The following is a 19,275-nucleotide window of genomic DNA, read 5'->3' as shown; positions in this document are numbered from 1 at the left end:
AGTTATGGATTTGTTTTTGAAAGGTAAAACGGCAGTAGTAACCGGCGCCAGTCAGGGATTAGGTCGTGCTATTACAAAAGAACTGGCAATGGAAGGTGTAACTGTGCTGGCTGTTGCCAGAAATGAATCGTTATTAAATGAGCTAAAAGCTGAAGTTGCTGCAGCTGGTGGAGTGGTGCCGGTTACGTTGGTGCAGGACTTTGTTGCAGTTGATGGACCGCAAAAGATAGCTGCAGCAGCTTTTGATAAGTTAGGTAATATTGATATACTTATTAATAATGCGGGCCGTAGCCGTCCGCTCGATGTAGTGGGTGCCGATGAAGACTGGTATGCCTCGCTGCTACTTGATTTCGAACGGCACCGCCAGCTTACCCAACAGTTCTTGCCACATTTTATGGAACGTAAGCAGGGATCTGTTTTGAATATTACAAGTACTTATGAGTTACGATCGATCAATGCATCGGGCGTATTTAAAGCAAGCCTTGTAATGTGGTCGAAACAGCTGGCGGGCGAGTTGGGAAAATATGGCATTCGGGTAAATTGCCTGCAACCCGGGTTGTTAGATACCGAGAATGTTCGCCGGTTCTTTACACCCGAACAACGTAAGGCGTTTGCCGAGCGAGAAATGCCGTTGGGTGACTTTGGCGAACCACAAGACATCGCCAACATGGCTACATTTTTAGTGTCGCCCCGGGCTAAATATGTTACTGGCACCGTTGCTACTGTCGATGGAGGTTGGAACAGATACGCTTTTTAGGCATATTTTTGTTTGCAGGGGTGGTGTGTAAACGAATTCTACACTGCATTTGCTTTGCATGAACGCTCTGTAAACGAATTTTACCCCGTATTTAGTTAATTATGGTATGTATTTCGTTTTGCAGGGATACTCTTCAAACGGTTTTCACCCTCTACTTGTTTACTGCGATGCTATGCAAACAGAATTTGAGCTGTTTTTAGCTTTTCTTAGACCCTGAATTTTAAAAACGGGCCATATTTCGACTGTTTTTCAATCAACTATAGCCTTTTTTCACAAAAACCCGACGGGAATTGCAAATTCCCGTCGGGTTTTCAGAATTCCTGTAAGGAAACAGCAATTCCTTTAAACTTTTCTGATTTCCCGTAGGGTTTTACGTTTTCCTTTCGGCTTTTCTGATTTCCCTTAAGGATTTCAGAATTCCTTTAAGGTTTCCGGTTTTCCAGTAAGGAAATGCGAATTCCCGAAAGCTTTCCTGATTTCCCGTAAGGTTTTCGGTTTTCCTTTAAGGTTTTCTCTTTTCCTGAAAGAAAATTGGTTTTCCTTCCAGGTTTTTCGTTTTCCTGAAAGAATCGCTTATTGAGTAGTAAAAAAATAGAGTCAGCAAGTTACACCTAATTCGTACTCAGGTTACTACTACCATCTTGTTGCACAAAATAGCGAAAGGTAAAATAAGGCGCAGGCCAAAACAGGTCGGTAACTACCGGCGGATTGCCTTTGTAAACATTTATCAATTCCAATTTGGCAAATTTACCACCGGCGGTGCGTATTACAAATGTTCGGTTTTTGATGGGAACGGCAATATGATTATCCATTGAATAAAAGAACCAACCAGTACCACTGCCCGAATCCCAGCCTATCTTGGTCATGCTGGCAGCATCAAACTCTGCGGGTGAAGGTGCTTCTGTTACCTGGTCGTAAGATTTGTCAATTTGTATAACTGCGCCTACACCTGGTCCATTGTAACCGGGATTGTATTTATAACCGCCATAGTTTACATATACCTCACTATTATACGGACCGGTAAATGCCAGGTCCCATTTGGTTGTGGTTTTATCTGCATCACTTATGGTAACCGCAGTGCCGGTGGTAAAACTAAAATACAGGTTTTTAAAACTGGCTGTTCCACCGGTTTGCATTGAAGCGCTTGTATCACCCGGCAGGTCTTTGATAGTAATGCTGTTGCCTTTTTCTTCAAGTGCCTCGTTCTTTTTTGAACAGGCAATAAGGGTGAACAGGCTAATGGTTACAATAAGGATTTGTTTTATAGGGGAAACGTATGTTGTCATATCAATTTATTTATGCTGATCTTTTTCAAATCGCCATGTGGCACCGGCCAGTATCATACGGCCCGGTTGCGCCGGCATCAGGTAATCAGTATAGTTAGTAATGTTGTCTACCGTTAATTGCAGGGTGATTTTTTCTTTCCACAGTTTTTTCTGAACAGATGCATTCAGTAACACATACCCTTTTACGTACACATCATACGGATCTATAAATCCGTTGTTATCTGTATCGAGAAAACCATATTTACCCCGGTAATTAGCACGAATAGAACAGTTGACCCCAACCGGTTTTATTTCATAAAACAGTTGCAGATTGGCCGTATGCCTACTGCGATTGGGTAACCCAAAATAATCTTTTGATGTAGATGCCCGCAGGGTAGGGGAGCCGCGGACCGTATCGTATCGCGGGCTATACGAAGCAATAGAATCGATCACCGCACGGTCCATGGCGTACAGTAGTTGGTAACTACCTGATATGTGTAAGCCTGTAATTGGTTGAAAATTGATGCCGGTCTCTATGCCTTTGGTAAATGCTTTTGCTATGTTTACATAAGAGAACAATTGCGAACCGTTGGTTTTAATACCAACCTGTTGGGTATTGATGAGGTTGCGAATGTTATTATAAAACACATTTACATTCCACTCCAGTTGTTGTAGGGGTTGAACCGTAAAACCAATATTGTATGAAGTAGAGGTTTCTGCACGCAAACCGGTTATGGTATTGGCCAATGGCCATACCTGTTGAACCAGTCCGGCATCTTTTAATTGTTTTACACCATCACCAAATACATTAGCGCCAATAACCGAATAGCCTTGTGCTACATTGGTGAACACCTGGTACAACTGCCGGTAGGTGGGTGATTTATAACCCATGCCAATAGCGCCTTTTATATGAAGCCATGGAGTTACCGTTAAGCTGGCGCCGGCGGTAGGGTTTAGCTTTCCACCAAAAAGGGTATTGCCGTCATAGCGCAAACCGGTAGTTAATGATAGCTTTTTAATTGGTTTGAAATTGCCTTGTGCATACACAAAGTAATTATACATATTTCCACTACTGCCTTGTTCGCGGGCATTGGTTGAAAGATACTCGGCGCCGGTTCCGCCTATTAGTTGCAGCTTTTTATTCCAGGCATCATGCGAAGTCTGCACTTCAACCCGATGTATCATTTCAGTATAGTGATCGCTTTGCAGGTTGTGGCCATTTTGTACCAGTTGTACATCCTGTGCCGATGTATAACGCGTAACATAATAACGCATCAGTAACCGGGTATTTTTTTGTAACTGGTTTTCGAATGTGACCAGGCCGTTGATATCAGTTTCATTGAGTTTATCGCGGCTGGGTAATGCGCCATAATCCCTGGTCATTGTAGATGAACGATTGGCAAAGCGACCGCTTACATGCAGGGTGCTGTTGGTGGTGAGCTGGTGGCGACTTCTTACCTGAAAAGTGATACTATTATAAGGCGGGGCTGTTTGACCTTTTTCAAGATAGGGATTTACATTAAAGCCATTGGTACGGTAATAGCTGGCCGATAAGAATGCAATTCCTTTTTGAAAGGGTATAGAAGCTTCGGTATTGGCGTCGATGGTATTATTGGTGCCATACATAGCGCTCACCAATGCCTGCGTTTTGGTGCTGTTTTGGCGGGTTATAATATTTACCACACCACCTAAGGCTTCGCTGCCGTACAAACTGCTCGAAGCTCCTTTGATGATCTCTATACGTTCGATGTTTGAAATGCTTATGCGCGAGAGATCGAAGTTGCCATTGTTTCTGCCGGCCATGGGCTGACCATCTATCAATACCGTTATATGTTCTGCACTAAAGCCCTGCATTTGTAAACCAACCGCACGGTTACCCGAGCCCAGATCGCTTACGACAGCCAAGCCGGTTTGTTCGCGCAATACTTCATCGAGCCGGCGGCTGCCCATCATAGCTATTTTTTGCCTGCTTACAAGGGTTACCGGCATGGCTATTTGTTTTACATCTATAACATTGTCGGCCTTGGCGCCAGGGCGCTCTTTCACCACCGTAACTTCTGTAAGGTTTTTGTGTTGTATGCTATCGCCTGTTTGGCCTTTCAGGCTATAACATACTGTAACTAACAGCGTGATCTGTATTATTATATTAAAAGACAATGCGTGTTGGCGTTTAATCGGTAAAGATGTGCAAAGGTCTAACGGTACACCAACCATATAGGGAAAAAGAGCTACCCAGCAGGGAATTTATATATAGTATAAGGCGTACCGGTAGCGATATTTCCGCATAACGAAAATCAATTTCCCGTTTGCAAAAAGGAGTTAGTGTTTTTGTCATAAACTTGTAAACTTATTGTTTTGTCAAACAAATGGATAAAAAGATCAATACTTCAACTGCGCCCTTATTTTGTTCTTTTGATATTTACAAGGCCAAAGAGGGGTTGAAAGAGAGCAGAAGGGAAATTCGCAAACAGGGGCATGAAGGTATACTACATGAAATGTTGACGCGCGATGGCATCAGCCTCGGGTATTATAATATTGCGTCCAGCGAAGAGGGGCAGGTGGTTATCAATAACCAAAAGTCGTTTATTCAATGCAGTTTTACCATTAGCGGCAACAAACGATATAGTGTTGATGGCGGTAAAAAGCAGGTGGCTTCTTTTGCACATCATGAATACAACTATCTTTTCTTCAACAAACAGGAAATCTATTTAAACTGGCAGCCCGGCGAAAGACTGGAGACCTTTGAATTGGGATTGAGTCCTGAACTTTTCCTGAACTACCTGCCGGCAACACATCCTTATTACAGTGCGTTTGAGAAAAGCGTTAGCAATGATATGGCCACACCTATGAGCAAGGTGAATATGCCGGTAACAGATTCTTTCAGCAATATTCTATATACAATCCTTCGCTGCCCGTTAGACGATAGATATAAGGAGTTATATGTGAAAAGTAAAACACTCGAACTGTTGGCATTTCAGTTGGAGCAGTACGATCAAATAACCGGAGCATCGGCGATGGCAGAACCGCCAAAGGGTTTAAAGAAAGCAGATGTTGACAAAATGCATCATGCACATAGCATCATCATGGAAAACCTCGATAGTCCCTGTTCGCTGATTGACCTGGCGCACCAGGTTGGCACCAATGAAGCTTACCTGAAAAAGCATTTTAAAGAAGTGTATGGTAACACCGTGTTTGGTTATTTGCAACAGGTGAAAATGGATAAAGCCCGCGAAATGCTGGCCGATGGTAAAACCGTAGCGGAAGTGGCTGCCTATGTTGGATATAAATATCCGGTACACTTTGCGCGCGCGTTCAAGAAGTATTTCGGCTATCAACCAAATAAAGTGAAACGCTGAACGGTTATTGTTCAGCGTTTCGCGGCATAATAAAATATCGCAAGCCAAATAAGTCCTTTTATCAAAAAGAAAAGGAACCCGCCAATGCCAATTCGCTTCAGCCATAATAATAGCTTAGACGAAGATGAGGTTTGGTTTCTCATTCGCTGATGATCTCATATGTTTTAAAATCACTCGAAACCGGTGGTTGTTTACCTTCAGCTTTTGCTTTGGCAATGTCGGCAAAACCTCTTTGATGCCCAATACGGAACGCTTCTGATTTTGTCCAGTCTTTAAAGGCATGCTCTGTTTCCCAATAGCTAACGATCAGGTATGAATCGCCATCAGTTGCCGGGCGTAATACGTGCATATTAATAAAGCCAGGCATGGTATCGATGGCATGCGCCCGTGAAGCAAATAATTCTTCAAAGCGGGTGCGGTAAGAAGGCTCACAGGAAATATAGTTGATCGCAACAAACTGTTTGGTCATATTCATGATGTTTATAGGGTAAAACTACAATTGTCACGTAGTTGTCATGCACCTGTGACGGAGAAAAACATACCCCAAACGGAATTTGTCTACGAACGAAATTTCCTTCTTAGGTATTCATTTCTCCTTATATGGTCGATGCTTGTTATGACCTTTGCTCTGCCAAATAACAAGGCGCTATAAACGCAAAATGAATTTCATGTATATAGTAAAAAGGAACATTACTTGTCTGGTGCTCACAGGTTTGTTGACGGTGTATGCATCGGCTTGTAAAAAGGATGCCGCCGCCGGAGAAGAAGGGCCGGATATAGATACCACTACTACTTCAACCGATACTGTTTTTTATAAGCTTATACGGGTGCAGAATTTTGCAGCCACTGCCATTGATGATGCCACCAATGCGCCGGCCACTTTGTATTATAGCCTGGAAAGTAAAAAAGAGATCTCCGGCACGTATGCCAAAACGCGTCAGTGGGATATTGCATTTGGCGGACTGTACAATAGTTTTCTTTCTGGCAATAATGGCGCAAATGGCGCTAATTACGGTTCGGGCGGTTCGGGTACAGGTGGGGTGCTTGTGTTGGAACAGGCATTTGATGCGGTAACAACCGTGCCCGGTGATGCCCAGTTCAAAACAGCGGCCAATGTAATAGGTACCGATGATGCCGGCGATTTCGGCGAGGGCATAGGCTGGTATCTATATGATTTTGGCGGCGTACGTGTACGCAACAATGAATATGAGAACCAGCACGTGGCATATGCCCTTAATGATACACTTCGCCTGGCCAATGGCTCCAAAATTAATCCAAGAACGGTAGTGGTAAAAACAGCCAAAGGCAATTATGCCAAAATAAAAATGATCAGTTGTTATAAAGACCTTTATAAACAATCGGAATGGCATCGTTCTGCCCCGCATATGTATTTCACCTTTGAATATGTAATAGTACCGGCCGGCAGCACCCGGTTCGAGATAAAAAAATAAGGTATAACCATGAAGAACATTGGAATTACAATAGCAGGTTTTATAGTTTTAGTATTAAGTACCAGCTCCTGTAAGAAAACGGTGGAGAATTGGAAAGATGTAAAGGCCGAGGCCGTAAAGGATACGGTGATCGCCAGGGAGAACAACCGCATAATATCCTATAAGGTACAATCGCCAACCGCAGAGGGTATTTATGCTGCAGTAAACGATAGCGACAATACCATCAACGTATACCTGCCATATTTCTATGCATTGAATTTTCTGGAGGTGGCTTCTATAGGGTTGCCAGCCGGAGCGGCTATTTCACCTTCAGTTGATGAGCTAGTGCCTGTTTTTTCCAATTCACCATTTACCTATACGGTAACAGCAGCCGATAAAACAACCCGTAAGTATTCAGTGAAGGTGATCGTGTTGCAGGAAAAGCTGCTGATCAATGAGCTGTCAACCGCCAGTGTTACCAGAACTTATGCGTTAAATTTTGGCGCCAACCCGGTGGTGGATGTATATTTTTCAATAACGGGAAGTAATATAGTGCCTTCGGCAGACTATACTACACTTCACCTGATGGATGCAGCCAGTGGTGGCAAGGAGGTTCTTACCTGCATCCTGAGCCCTTCGGAGGCGCCATTAACAACATTCATGTATTATTATTACCGGTACGATAAAAATGATGCAAGCACCTGGCGCATTAAGGCCAATACCGATTACTGGTTCGAGGTGCGTAGTTATAACCGGATCTATCGCATGACCTATCCGGTACGGTTCAGCGGCATCTAGTTTTTTTAAAAGATCACATAGTATACAATTACGCCTGTACTTTCTGCTCCTGGCAGTAAAGCAAGCCATTCTATATCCCAACAGATCATTAATTATTAAATCTTATTAATATTATGAGAAAGACGAAATCAAACATCTGGTTACAAATAGCATTCTGTTCATTGATATTCGCAAGCTGTCAAAAGTCGGTAGATACCACATCTGCTAATGGGAATGGACAAGCGCAATCAAATACCTTATCCAGCGCACGTGTTGCTATTGCTGATTGTTTGGCTACAGCCGATACTGTTAATGGCACCGGCAACGGCTATACTTACACAAACTGGACGCCCACTACAAAAGTGCTGGCAGGCGGGCCAACCCTTCAGTTTGAAGGACATTATGCTTCGTTTATTCGTCCTGCCACTGCCAGTTGGTATGTAGGTACTATCAGTAAAGATTCTACATGTGCCGATTGGGATGAGCTGATTGACGTAATAAGTGTTAAAAATGCTCCAGGTAATGTAACTACAACACCTGCTAACCCATACAACGTGATCGGTTATAGAAGCTCAACCTATGGATTAGGTTATTATGTATACGCCAGCACAGTACCTTCTGTTGACCGTTCAGTGGTTATTTGGAAGGATGCAAACAGCACTTCTGATTCTTATGTAAGTGACCCTGTCAATGCTACAGAAGCATATGTGCTGCAGGTACAAAGCATTGTTCCGGGTGGCGTTTTTCCGGCACTTACATCACAGGTTATTTATAAGTACCACAGAGTACTTTAATGCAATTATTTATTTTTAATTCAAACCGCACTTGATATAAAGGATATAAACTGTTTGTTTTTTGAAAGGGGTAGGGAGTAAGGCGTATTTGTAAAATTATTAGAAATGAACAATAGAAATTGTATAGCAACCATGAGCAGGATCATTATAGCAAGTATCATCTGGCTTGCGGTTGGTTTAGTTTCCTGTAAAAAAGAGTATGTTGATAAGGTAAACACCATTCCCGGTGATACCACGCATATCTCAGGAATGAATTACATAGAAACATTTGAAATAAAGGAGTACAGTGCCGACACCGTTATAAAAGCGAGTATTACCGCCGACAGTATTATTGTATACTGGCCGTCTTATTCGCGGGCATTGCCAGATAGCATTGCACCGGTGATCGCGCTGCCCGATTCGGCCACCGTTTCACCAGCCTCTGGAAAGAAGGTAGCCTTTAAAACCGGTGCTCTCTATACGGTTACTTCTGCAGCAGGCACTGTTAAGAAATATGTTCTAAAAGTAAGCCAGCTATCGGCTGTGCCCTGGTTCTCTTTTGGTTCGCCCAGCCTTACATTAGGTGCCTATTTTTCATTGTCCGGAGATCAGTTCTGGCAGGATACCAGTCAGACAAAAGTATACTTCGTGTCTGCAAAAACCGGCACTCCCTATCAGGCCGAATTGTTCCAGGTTGGCATTAGTGGTCCGCGTTTTATTATTCCATTAAGTATTCCGCCTAATGAGCTGTATGATATTAAAGTAGTGAATGGCCCTTTTACCATATACAATGCCATGGAATCAAGAAGGAATGCGGTTAACCTGATTTACCCAACGGCAGCAACGCTTAATGCAGCCGGCCTGCCATCGAAATTGGCCCGCGGTACCGAATTTACAGTAAGAGGCGCATTGTTGCAAAATGCTGCGTCGGCTTCCTTATATGCAGGTGGGGTGTATACGCCAATAGAGCTGGTAAGCAGTGCTATTGATAGGGTTGTGCTGAGAATTCCCCCCGGCATGGCAACAGGCGCTTATACCAGGGTGCGGGTAATTACTGCAGACGGCCTCTCGAAATTTATAACCGGCATATCAATAACCATTACAGAGTAGCTTTCTTTGGCGCATTTCTGTAAGGCGCATAACCAAAACGTTTTCTGAATGCACGGCTAAAACTTTGTGGTTCGCTATAACCAAGCATGTCGGCCACCTGCTTGCTTGAATAATTTTTATCATTTACAAATCGTAATGCTTTACGCATTCTTTCTTCATACCTATGATGTAAAACCGGATAGCCAAAGATCTCTTTAAAACCTTTCTCCAGTTTGTAAGCGCTTAACCCAAAGATGTCGGCCAGCTGTTTGAGTGTAATGGTTTGGGTGTATGTTTCCATGAACCCGGCTACCTGGTATATTTTGCCAATATCATATGGGTTCAGTTTCATGGTTCGGTTTGTTTTACAGTTTGCCAATCCGGCCAATGCCGACTTTATCAATTGATGGGTGGTGTTTGCTGTGGTGGCCCGATGCAGTTCATCGAGCCAGCGCAGCATTTCTATTGATGCAATGCCATTTCTGTTGCTATACAGTGCGGGTAAACGCCGTTCTATTTTGTCTATAAAATCTGTTAACTGCGGAAATTCGGTTTGCATGGAATGAAGATAGCTTTCGTCTAAGAGTATATCAATAAAGCTTACCGATGCCTGTGGGCCTAATGTAAACTCTGCCGAGTAATTGGGAATCTGTAACAGGTTATAATCGCGTTTATGGAATATTTGATTTCCCAGGTAAGGTAAATGAAAAATGTTTGATTCTTCCCAGCCTATGCGCAGGCATACCATTGCATCGCTCACCCATGTATATGTTTCCCTGTTCTTTGAGCTGAAATGATAAAACCGTATGGTATGGTATTCATTTTTTAGTTCCTGAAAGATAAAATTGTAATCGCGGTTGCTGTTGGTGGCTACCTGCCATGTTGCGCCGGGTTGTAGCAATAACGTATCCGATGGATGCAGATCTCCATTAAGGACAAGCTCTCCCCACCTGGGGGAGAATAGTTTATTATACATGACATTCAGGCTTTAATGAATGGATAAGGAGAACCAACACGCTTATCGGGCCTTAGCCTTGAATGTTTATTTATTTACAGTCTCACTCCTTCAGCACATTATTTTCCTGGTCTTTTTTCCACTGCACCGGGGTGAGCCCAAATTCATTTTTAAATGATTTTATTAAGGCGCTTTTGTCGCGAAAGCCGGTATCCTGGGCGATTGACTTCAAGGGCCTGTCTTCAAGCAACAGACCTTTTACTTTACTCCAAAGGTGGTGACACCGAAACCTGAATGCACCTTTATCGAAAAGTTGCTTAAATCCTGCTTTTAACTTTTTTTCTGGAACATCAACCAACTCGGCAAGTTCCGGGATCGTATAATGATGCTCTATTCTGTCGATAATGATCTGTGCAGCATCGCGGACCTTTTGAAGATCCTTCATGGATAGGTGAATCTGATACATGGAAAAGGTTTAATTGGTCTAAACTAATTTGCAGGGCTGGGGTTATAACAAGGAAATAGCTTGTATTCCCTTCGAATGGAATTTACAGTATCTGACAAACTTGACGTTATGAAATCGGAATTATTTTTAGTACCCAATCAGTGACAAATATTCGAAGTTTGGACAAAATATGATGCGCTTAGTGCAGGATTCCTATTGATTATTAATGAAATGGCTTATTAATTTGAATGCTATTTTCATTGTTTTCTATAGGCAAAGTATGTACCTTTATCGAGCTTCAAAATTTATTTTTACTGTTAGATTTCCTCTTTAATCTTTTCTGTTCCCTGATGATCCATTTGGTATTATGATTAGTTGACTGCTATAAAAATGCAAATGATGGTCAGTGTTACACGTTCTGATAGCCATGTGAAAGATGATATTACATTCCGTGCTGTTGTAATTCCCGATGATATAAAATGGCTGCAACAATTGACCGGCTTAGATGCCGGTTGCCTTATTTCTTTTTATGAAAGTATACAGGCTTCAAGTTTTATACAGTCTATGATGGCCTGGGATAATGACCAACCGATATTGCAGGTTGATATTTGCGAAGCACTGTTCGATGATTTGGGCGTCAGTGACATAATCAGCGATAGCGATTATACGCTTCGGTTTCAATTTGCACCCCATGCTCCCATTGCGGTTATACAGCAGGCGTTATATAGTTGTGTGGAGTATGTATTCTACGAGATGAAGGCCAAACGTATATTGATGCAGGTGCGTAAGGACAATAAGTTATTGCTTGATTGGGTGAAGGCGGCCCCATTTACTAATCTTGCTGTTGTAGCGACAAAACTTCCGTATGCCATTTACATGCTTACGAAATAGATGCCGGCCCGGCACTGGTACTTTTTGTTAAACTCATATAAAAAAAGGTTAGTAAGAAAATATATTCGCCAATGGTGTGCTCCATTTTTATCAGATACGTATTGGTGATGTTTAGCAGCAGGCCCAATAGAATGAAGGCATATACCCATTTATTCTTTGGCTTGTAAACCGAGGCCGCAACCAGTAAAGGAAATAGCCATTGTACAGTATAATACTGATGTCGCCAGACGGGCGAAAACAGATCACTTAACATATACAAAGAAAATGCAAATATGGCTACATTCGGTAATTCCAACATGCCATGCTTCTTAGAGGTAAAATAAAATAGCAGAACAAGCAGGATGATCGAACTGCCGCATATCAGGTTCAATACCGGCACCGGCATATTTGTATGAAAGAGATTCTTATATATGACGAACGCATTGCCATGCTCTGAGTACTGCTTATAAACAGCTAAATTTTGGATCTTTTTTATTTCAAAAACATTCCAGCCTTCATACGATTTTAAAACATTTTTTTTCGGAGTAACTACCAGCTTAGGTGATGCGAGTCCCTGGTGATATTCAATGGATGCTTCTATTGCCGAAAAATAGTCTTTCCAGAATAGCCTGTTTTTTTCGGGTGTAAAATAGATGATGGAAAGTAACACTATCGGAATAGCAAAGACGGTGAGATATTTACGCGAATAGCTTTTTATTATAAACAGGAAAGGTATAAAGAATATGGCCACATTGGGACGAATCAGTACCAGTACAATGGCCGTTAATCCTGCAATAAAAGCGGCTGGCAGGCTTTCACGTTTCGAAAGGCAATAATAAATCATCATTGCAGAAAAGGGGATCAGAATATAGGTTTGCCCTTGTGCGATGTGCACTTTCCATCCTTCAATGCATAAGAAAAACATCATAGCCAGGCTTACAGCTATTTTTTCACCATTGGTTTTCGATAAACGGTAAGCCAACAGGCATGTTATAAGCAGGGTTATATATTGAACGAAAAACCATATACGGGAAATGGGCCTTTGAGGATATTCGGCAAACAAATAAAATAGCGTATGCTGAAATGGAGATGAGGTTATATCCGAAACACCATTTACCGCATGAGTTATGCCATAGTAGCGCATGGGGATGTCGTTGGACCTATAGAAATAAGGGAGAATGCCATCTTTTTGCAAACGGGCGCCTACAACCCGGTTTCTGAGATCGTTGGTGCCCCCTTGTTCCAAAATCTGGTCCCTGCAGAAAACCGAAATTAATGTAATGAGCAAAAGAATACCTGCGATCAATGTTCCTTTATTAGATGAAATCATAGCAGCAGTGAAAAGTTTTTAGAATGGCCATTTGATCATCTTACAGCGACCACTTCCTACAGCACAAGAGGTTAATTATAGAAATTGTGATTGAAATGAATGCTGGATTTTATTGGTATGCGAGACCGGCACCGGTACTTTCAAATTTATTTTGCAAGTTTTATCGGATAACTTATTTCGCAGGGTTATATTTACCGGTCATATTTGGCGATCGTAATTTATTCGCCAAATATAGAGTTTTTAGGGCTTACTCTACAAGTCCATTCTCGATAGCCTTTTTTACCAAACCAGCCGTGTTTTTGGCATCGAGCTTTTGTAACAGACTGCTACGGTGATTGTCTACCGTATGCAGACTGATAAACAGTTTATCGGCGATCTCCTGGTTGGTAAACTCCTGGGTGATCAATTGCAGTACTTCTTTTTCGCGGCGGGTGAGCAGCGTGTTTTGCTTCTGGTTCTTACTCTTGAACATATCGTTCACCAGTTGCTGCTGTATAATAGGGCTCAGGAATTGTCCGCCATTGTATACCGTTTCAATGGCTTGTACAATGGTTTTATCATCGGAGTCTTTTAGTAAATAGCCCTGGCAGCCGATCTGCAGCATTTTCTTCACCTGTACAGTAACGTCGGAGCTGGTAAGTACAATGATCTTTATGGAAGGAAGTTTCTTCAGTAGTTGACGGGCAAGATCGGGCCCTTCCAGGTCGGGAAGGTTCATATCGAGCAGCATCACATCGGGTAAAGAAGTGCCTATCTGTTTTAGCATATCATTACCGGTGGCATACACGGCTACCACATTGATGCTTTCAAAATCATCCAGTATTTTTTTCAGTCCATTGGCAACAATCGGATGATCATCTGTAATAGCTACTTTTATCGTCATTGTTCAAAGCTGTTTTGTTTGGCTCCGGCCAGGTCCAGTTCAATATAAACGCTTGTTCCCTGTCCCGGTGTACTCACTGTATCAATTTGCCCGTTTAATAATTTTACGCGTTCGCGAATGGTCCTAAGGCCAATGCCTTCTTTAGGGCTTCCATCTTCTGGCATTCCGCGTCCATTGTCTTCAACCGTAATGCACAACTGCGTATCATGAAAGACGATTTGCACCAGCGCCTGCGTTGCGCGGGCATGTTTTAGAATGTTGTGCATCAGTTCCTGTATAATGCGGTAAGCGGTCAGTTCCACGTCGCCGGGCAGCCGCCGTACCTTGCCCCAAATCTCCGTATTTATTTGCAAACTATGGCCTTTGCGCACCCTTTCGCAAAACAGGGTCGATGCACGGGCCAGTCCTTCCTGTAACAAAATTTCCGGCATCAGGTTATGCGCTGTTTTTCGCAGGTCGGCTGAAGCTTCTTCCAACATTTGCGTAAGCTCGTTGAAATCATCGCTCGTTTGCACCGTTTTATATTTACGCACCATGGCGCTTACCCGCAGGCGTATAGCTGCCAGTGTTCCGCCAATACCGTCGTGCAACTCCCGGGCAATACGGCTTCGTTCTTTTTCTTCTCCGTTCACCATGGCCTGCAGGCTGGCAATCTGAAGATCCTGCCGCAGATTGCGGATCTTTTCGGCCTGTAAGGTTTGCTTGTGGTAATTGTTCCGGTAAATAAGTATACTGATGGCCAAAATTAAGACGAAACCGGCTGAGATGGCAATGATCCAGAAGTTTTTCGACCGAATGCGGCTTTCGTTCCGTTCAATGGCCAGTTCTTTTTGCGCAAGCTGTTTGTCTTTATCCGAGATACGGTATTTCACTTCCATATCATACATCATCTCCAGCTTTTGCGAAATTTGCAGGCTGTCGCGCAGCAGCGAATAATCCTTTCGATGCTCATTCGCTTTTTTATAAAGTCCTAAACCTTCATAAGCATCGGCCAGGGTTTTATGCGCATGGTCAATAAGGTGAATGATCTTAAGGCTGTTGGCCTTTTCAAGTGCCGGTTCAGTTACTGCAATGGCTTTTTTCCAGTTGTGTTGCATGCTGTATGCTTCGCCCTGAAAAATGCGTGCGAATATAAAGTACCGGTATTCGCTTCTTCTTTCCTCTGGTATTTCGTCAATGGCCTTTTGATAGTATTCCAATGCCCGCTCGGGTAACTTATCGTCCATATAAGTTAACCCAATATTGAGCAGGGTGGCGATGGTCATGGACGGAGAAGCTTTCAATGCTTTACCCAGTTCAAGATGGCGTTCGCAATAATACCGGGCCGAATCGTTCTGCCCAATATTATTATAATAACCGCCTTTGTGAAAATAGATCTTCATCAACAGGCTGCTATCGTTGTTGGCAAGGGCAGCACGTTCAATATTATTGATGCGGTGTACTATTTCCCGTATGTACAGGTCGTTGTGAATGTCTTCATGCACATTGAGCCAGAACTGAAGAATGCTGCATAACACGCCCAGCTGCATACGTGCACTAAGCAGTTTATTGTTCTCCAGTTCGCGCAGGGCTGCATAGCGATACCACGAACAGGAGTCGAGGCGGTTTTGATAATAATAAGTTTCTGATAGTGCGAGGTAAGTAGAAGCTATTAGTTCATGGCCGCGGATGTCGTCGGGGCACCAGGCCAGGGTTTGGCGGGCATAGCTCAGCGATTTTTGCTGGTGTTCTTTATTATTATAGCAACGGCTTAAACCAAAATAGGCTTTGGCCACACCCCAGTTATACTCAAGCGACAAACTTGCACGTGTTGCCTGGTTATATAAATATATAGCGCTGTCTATTGCCTGTTCGCGCAGGGCGTCGGCTCTTTTAATAAGTTTGTTAACTGCATTGGTATCGGGCAGGGGAGTGCCGGTAACCATTGATTGTAGTTTGTTTTCCTGGGCCGTAGCAATTCCCAAAAACAGCACATTCATACAGCAAGGCAGTAAGGTCAAGCACAAAAAACGAAGGCCGATGCTATACTTCCGCCGCATACATATTCAATTTTTAAAAAGGTGATATTTTCGGCTGGCAGGCAATGTATTTCAATGGGATAAGCCAGGCAATGTAAGCGTAAAGTGATTAGATAACGGAAAGTTAATACCATTTAGCGGGTTAAAGAAATAAAATAGTGCTTTCCCACTATTTTTCTTTTCGGTGTTTTGGTGTGGTGAGTTTACAATGATGTAAGAATAAATTCGTAGGCAAAAGCTAACTGATTTGAGAGTCATTTTGACATTTATTCTGGCATTCACCTGCCTTTTGTCACAAGGGCAGAACTTTACCAACAAGGGAAGGGAATTTTGGGTAGGCTATGGCCACAGCGATCTGTTTCAGGCAGGTAATATTCAGGATATGGTAGTGTACCTGAGTGCTGAGCAGCCGGCCAATGTTACAGTAAGCATACCTGGTACCAGTTGGACGAAGACCTACGCCATTCCTGCCAATACAGTATATGTTTCTGATATCATTCCAAAATCAGGGGCAGAAGATTGCCGGTTAAACGGTGAAGGGTTATATAAAAAAGCCGTTCACATTGAAAGCAATATTCCCATAGTGGCCTATGCGCATATGTATGGCAACAAAAGTTCCGGCGCCGCCATGTTATTGCCTGTTGAAACATATGGGTATACCTATAGTTCAATAAATGCGAGTCAGGAATATTCCGATGGTTGCTATTCGTGGTTTTATGTAATTGCCAGCGAAGACAATACACGTATACGTATTACGCCTACAGTAAAAACTATGGGTGGCCGTGCACAAAGGGTACCGTTTGATGTGAATTTGAAGAAGGGCGAAATTTACAATGTATTGGGCTATACCGCAACCGGTGGTACTGTAGGAAGTGACGTGTCGGGCAGTAAAGCCATCTCCATACCGGGTGCGGATGGAAAGTGTCATCCTATTACCATGTTTTCTGGAAGCAGCCGAACTTTTATTTGTCCTGAGATATGGGGAACCAGCGGTGGCGATGTGTTGATGCAGCAGGTGTTTCCGGTTACGGCATGGGGTGCACGCTATTTAGCTGCGCCTACGGTTGCTCAAAACGATCCCTCCAAATATAATGAGAACCGTTGGCGCGTGTATGTAAGCGACCCCACTACACAGGTATACGCCAATGGCAACCCTGTTTCGGGTTATTATAATGGCTATTATGATTACAGTTCCAAGGTTCCCCAATACATTACGGCCGACAAACCTATAATGGTGGCCCAACTGGTACCCTCACAGGGAGCCTGTAATAATGAAGGGTTAGGCGACCCCGAGATCATTTTCCTAAGCCCAATGGAACAGGCTATTAAAAACGTAGCTTTTTACAGTACCAATAAAGAGAATATCAATAACAATTTTGTATCGCTTACCATTCATGAAAACGGCATATCCTCACTAAAGATCGATGGTAGCAGTCCCGCAGTAAATCCGGTTGATCATCCTGGTTTGCCCGGTTATAAAGTTGTGGTACAGGAATTGGCAAACGCACCTGCACAACATACCATCACAAGCGATTCGGGTTTTAATGCCATTGCTTATGGACTTGGTTCCAATGAAAGTTATGGTTATAATGCCGGTTGTTATATAAACAACCTTACTTACCTGGCCGAGTTGCGTAATGAGTTGAGCGACCATCCGAATACATATACCTGTCTCAACACGCCATTTTACATTAACGTAAAAACCATGTACCCGCTTACAGGTATAGCCTGGCATTTTGGTGAAGTGCCGGGCATTACGCCGGGCAACAATGTAATATACACAAGCCCGGTGCTTGATGGAACGGAGATCGTTAATGGTAAAACGTACAACGTATATAAACAACCTATTCCGGCATCAGCTGCTGCTATTGGTACTTATTATATTCCTGTAACCATTCAGTCGCCCAATATTGATAATTGCAGCAATACCGAAAAGTTCATAGTTGAACTGGTGGTAAAAGCAGGCCCTACCGCCGATTTTACCACATTGCCCGTTTGCGCTACCGATACCACCTTCTTTAAGGGTGTTACTGCCGATGCAACGGTTGACAAATGGGTTTGGGATTTTGGTGATGAAACCGGCGGCACCGGAAAAGATACGCAACGAATTTACCTGGCCGGCGGTAATTACGAAGTTACCTTATTGGCCGGCAGAAGCGATGACGGTTGCGCTATTCCTGTAACAAAGAAATTTATCATACCAGGTATGCCTGCCGCCGCATTTGATATACCCGCAGTGGTTTGTATGCCTGGCGGTGAATCGAAGTTTGTGAACAAAACAACCATGCCCGGCACCAACCCTGCTCCCATGCAATATGCCTGGACGTTTGGCGATGGCAACTCATCAACCAGTGAAAGCCCGACTAATTTTTATGCCAGCAGCGGTACATACCCGGTAACGCTTATTGCATCAACAACTGCTGGTTGTAATGATACAACCAGTATTACGGTATCAACTTTTGCCAACCGGCCCAAAGCGGCTTTTGATGTAAGTGAAACTTCGGTATGCGTTGGAAAGCCATTTGTATTTACCGATAGAAGTACATTAACCGGCAATGCTGCTGCCGCCACCTTTAAATGGACGTTTGGCGATGGTACTGCCGGTTCTGGAGCTACTCCTTCCAAATTATATAAAAAAGACGGTTCCTATCCTGTGTCGATGTACGTTATCAGCAGCGAAGGCTGTAATTCCGATACCGTTACAAGCCAGGTTACGGTATATCCTATGCCTGTTGTAAATGCAGGACCCGATGTGATCACCGAGCCTAACAGGCCCATTCAATTAAAAGCTACGGTATCGCCGGTTACTGCAAACGTGTTGTGGACGCCGCCAACGGGTTTAAGTGACCCGCGCCAGCTACAACCCATGGCCACATTGCTCGAAAACCAGTGGTATGTAATTACAGCTACCGGTGATTTCGGTTGTACTGCTTCCGACACCATGTTGGTAAAAGTGTTCAAGGAGTTGAAGATACCCAATGCGTTTACTCCAAATGGTGACGGCAAGAACGATACCTGGCGTATTCCGGGGCTTGAAGAATACCGTAATGCCACTGTGCAGGTGTTCAACCGCTGGGGACAGGTAGTGTTCAAATCTGTTGGTTACGGCATTCCCTGGAATGGAGTAATGAATGGCAATCAACTACCAACCGGCGCTTACTATTATGTTATTAAACCGGGTGATAATGGTTATGGCGTGTTGAGTGGAATGGTGATGATAGTGAGGTAGTGCTTTACCACTGTTTTTTCATTCGGTTGTTAATATTGGGTTAACCTTTCTTTTGCTGTAATAATTTTAAACGGATTATAAAAGACCCGAAACGTGCC

Annotated in this window: 16 protein-coding genes; 8 read left to right on the top strand and 8 right to left on the bottom strand. The window is 43.3% G+C overall.

Annotation, left to right across the window (positions count from 1 at the left end; translation table 11 throughout):
- The first annotated feature begins 4 nt into the window (after positions 1 to 4).
- Positions 5 to 757 carry an SDR family NAD(P)-dependent oxidoreductase gene (locus GGD38_RS14370; RefSeq protein WP_375300137.1) on the top strand — a complete coding sequence of 251 codons (753 nt, stop codon included), beginning with the start codon at positions 5 to 7 and terminating at the stop codon, positions 755 to 757.
- Positions 758 to 1,368: 611 nt separating this feature from the next.
- Here the strand turns inward: GGD38_RS14370 and GGD38_RS14365 are convergent.
- Both GGD38_RS14365 and GGD38_RS14360 read right to left on the bottom strand, forming a co-directional pair.
- Positions 1,369 to 2,043, bottom strand: a complete 675-nt coding sequence (locus GGD38_RS14365; RefSeq protein WP_375300138.1) for an HmuY family protein — start codon at positions 2,041 to 2,043, stop codon at positions 1,369 to 1,371.
- A gap of 6 nt (positions 2,044 to 2,049) precedes the next feature.
- Positions 2,050 to 4,179, bottom strand: a complete 2,130-nt coding sequence (locus GGD38_RS14360) for a TonB-dependent receptor plug domain-containing protein (RefSeq protein WP_375300139.1) — start codon at positions 4,177 to 4,179, stop codon at positions 2,050 to 2,052.
- A 209-nt stretch (positions 4,180 to 4,388) separates the two neighbouring features.
- Between GGD38_RS14360 and GGD38_RS14355 the strand changes: the two genes are divergently transcribed.
- Entirely contained in the window at positions 4,389 to 5,378 is a 990-nt protein-coding gene (locus GGD38_RS14355) for a helix-turn-helix domain-containing protein (RefSeq protein ID WP_375300140.1), read from the top strand.
- 139 nt (positions 5,379 to 5,517) lie between these two features.
- Here GGD38_RS14355 and GGD38_RS14350 read toward each other — a convergent pair whose 3' ends face one another.
- Positions 5,518 to 5,847 carry an antibiotic biosynthesis monooxygenase family protein gene (locus GGD38_RS14350; protein ID WP_375300141.1) on the bottom strand — a complete coding sequence of 110 codons (330 nt, stop codon included), beginning with the start codon at positions 5,845 to 5,847 and terminating at the stop codon, positions 5,518 to 5,520.
- 199 nt (positions 5,848 to 6,046) lie between these two features.
- On the opposite strand from GGD38_RS14350, the gene GGD38_RS14345 reads away from it, so the two are divergent.
- From GGD38_RS14345 to GGD38_RS14330, 4 genes are all read left to right on the top strand, one after another.
- Complete coding sequence (locus GGD38_RS14345; protein ID WP_375300142.1) at positions 6,047 to 6,829, top strand: HmuY family protein; 783 nt, start codon at positions 6,047 to 6,049, stop codon at positions 6,827 to 6,829.
- 9 nt (positions 6,830 to 6,838) lie between these two features.
- Positions 6,839 to 7,606 carry a hypothetical protein gene (locus tag GGD38_RS14340; RefSeq protein WP_375300143.1) on the top strand — a complete coding sequence of 256 codons (768 nt, stop codon included), beginning with the start codon at positions 6,839 to 6,841 and terminating at the stop codon, positions 7,604 to 7,606.
- Between the two features lie 113 nt (positions 7,607 to 7,719).
- Positions 7,720 to 8,379, top strand: a complete 660-nt coding sequence (locus tag GGD38_RS14335) for a hypothetical protein (protein WP_375300144.1) — start codon at positions 7,720 to 7,722, stop codon at positions 8,377 to 8,379.
- A gap of 105 nt (positions 8,380 to 8,484) precedes the next feature.
- A complete protein-coding gene (locus tag GGD38_RS14330) occupies positions 8,485 to 9,468 on the top strand; it encodes a hypothetical protein (RefSeq protein WP_375300145.1) in 984 nt (327 codons plus the stop codon).
- Here GGD38_RS14330 and GGD38_RS14325 read toward each other — a convergent pair.
- Both GGD38_RS14325 and GGD38_RS14320 read right to left on the bottom strand, forming a co-directional pair.
- Positions 9,458 to 10,423, bottom strand: coding sequence for a helix-turn-helix transcriptional regulator (locus tag GGD38_RS14325; protein WP_375300146.1), 966 nt, complete (start codon positions 10,421 to 10,423; stop codon positions 9,458 to 9,460). The two genes, GGD38_RS14330 and GGD38_RS14325, sit on opposite strands and share 11 nt — an antisense overlap.
- Before the next feature lie 82 nt (positions 10,424 to 10,505).
- Positions 10,506 to 10,868, bottom strand: coding sequence for a helix-turn-helix domain-containing protein (locus tag GGD38_RS14320; protein ID WP_375300147.1), 363 nt, complete (start codon positions 10,866 to 10,868; stop codon positions 10,506 to 10,508).
- A 375-nt stretch (positions 10,869 to 11,243) separates the two neighbouring features.
- On the opposite strand from GGD38_RS14320, the gene GGD38_RS14315 reads away from it, so the two are divergent.
- Positions 11,244 to 11,738, top strand: coding sequence for a hypothetical protein (locus tag GGD38_RS14315; protein ID WP_375300148.1), 495 nt, complete (start codon positions 11,244 to 11,246; stop codon positions 11,736 to 11,738).
- Here GGD38_RS14315 and GGD38_RS14310 read toward each other — a convergent pair.
- The 3 genes from GGD38_RS14310 to GGD38_RS14300 form a co-directional block, all read right to left on the bottom strand.
- Complete coding sequence (locus tag GGD38_RS14310) at positions 11,728 to 13,047, bottom strand: glycosyltransferase 87 family protein (protein WP_375300149.1); 1,320 nt, start codon at positions 13,045 to 13,047, stop codon at positions 11,728 to 11,730. The genes GGD38_RS14315 and GGD38_RS14310 overlap by 11 nt on opposite strands.
- A gap of 247 nt (positions 13,048 to 13,294) precedes the next feature.
- Positions 13,295 to 13,930 carry a response regulator gene (locus GGD38_RS14305; protein WP_375300150.1) on the bottom strand — a complete coding sequence of 212 codons (636 nt, stop codon included), beginning with the start codon at positions 13,928 to 13,930 and terminating at the stop codon, positions 13,295 to 13,297.
- Positions 13,927 to 15,909 (bottom strand): ATP-binding protein, encoded by a 1,983-nt coding sequence (locus GGD38_RS14300; RefSeq protein ID WP_375300151.1) that lies wholly within the window; start codon positions 15,907 to 15,909, stop codon positions 13,927 to 13,929. The genes GGD38_RS14305 and GGD38_RS14300 overlap by 4 nt, the downstream gene beginning before the upstream one ends.
- A gap of 286 nt (positions 15,910 to 16,195) precedes the next feature.
- Here GGD38_RS14300 and GGD38_RS14295 point away from each other — a divergent pair, with 286 nt between their 5' ends.
- Positions 16,196 to 19,177 (top strand): PKD domain-containing protein, encoded by a 2,982-nt coding sequence (locus GGD38_RS14295; RefSeq protein WP_375303838.1) that lies wholly within the window; start codon positions 16,196 to 16,198, stop codon positions 19,175 to 19,177.
- Positions 19,178 to 19,275 lie beyond the last annotated feature (98 nt).

The organism is Niastella sp. OAS944 (assembly GCA_024809215.1).
GTDB lineage: Bacteria > Bacteroidota > Bacteroidia > Chitinophagales > Chitinophagaceae > Niastella.
Note: the sequence above shows the minus strand (reverse complement) of the source record. Positions and strands in the feature narration are given on the sequence as shown.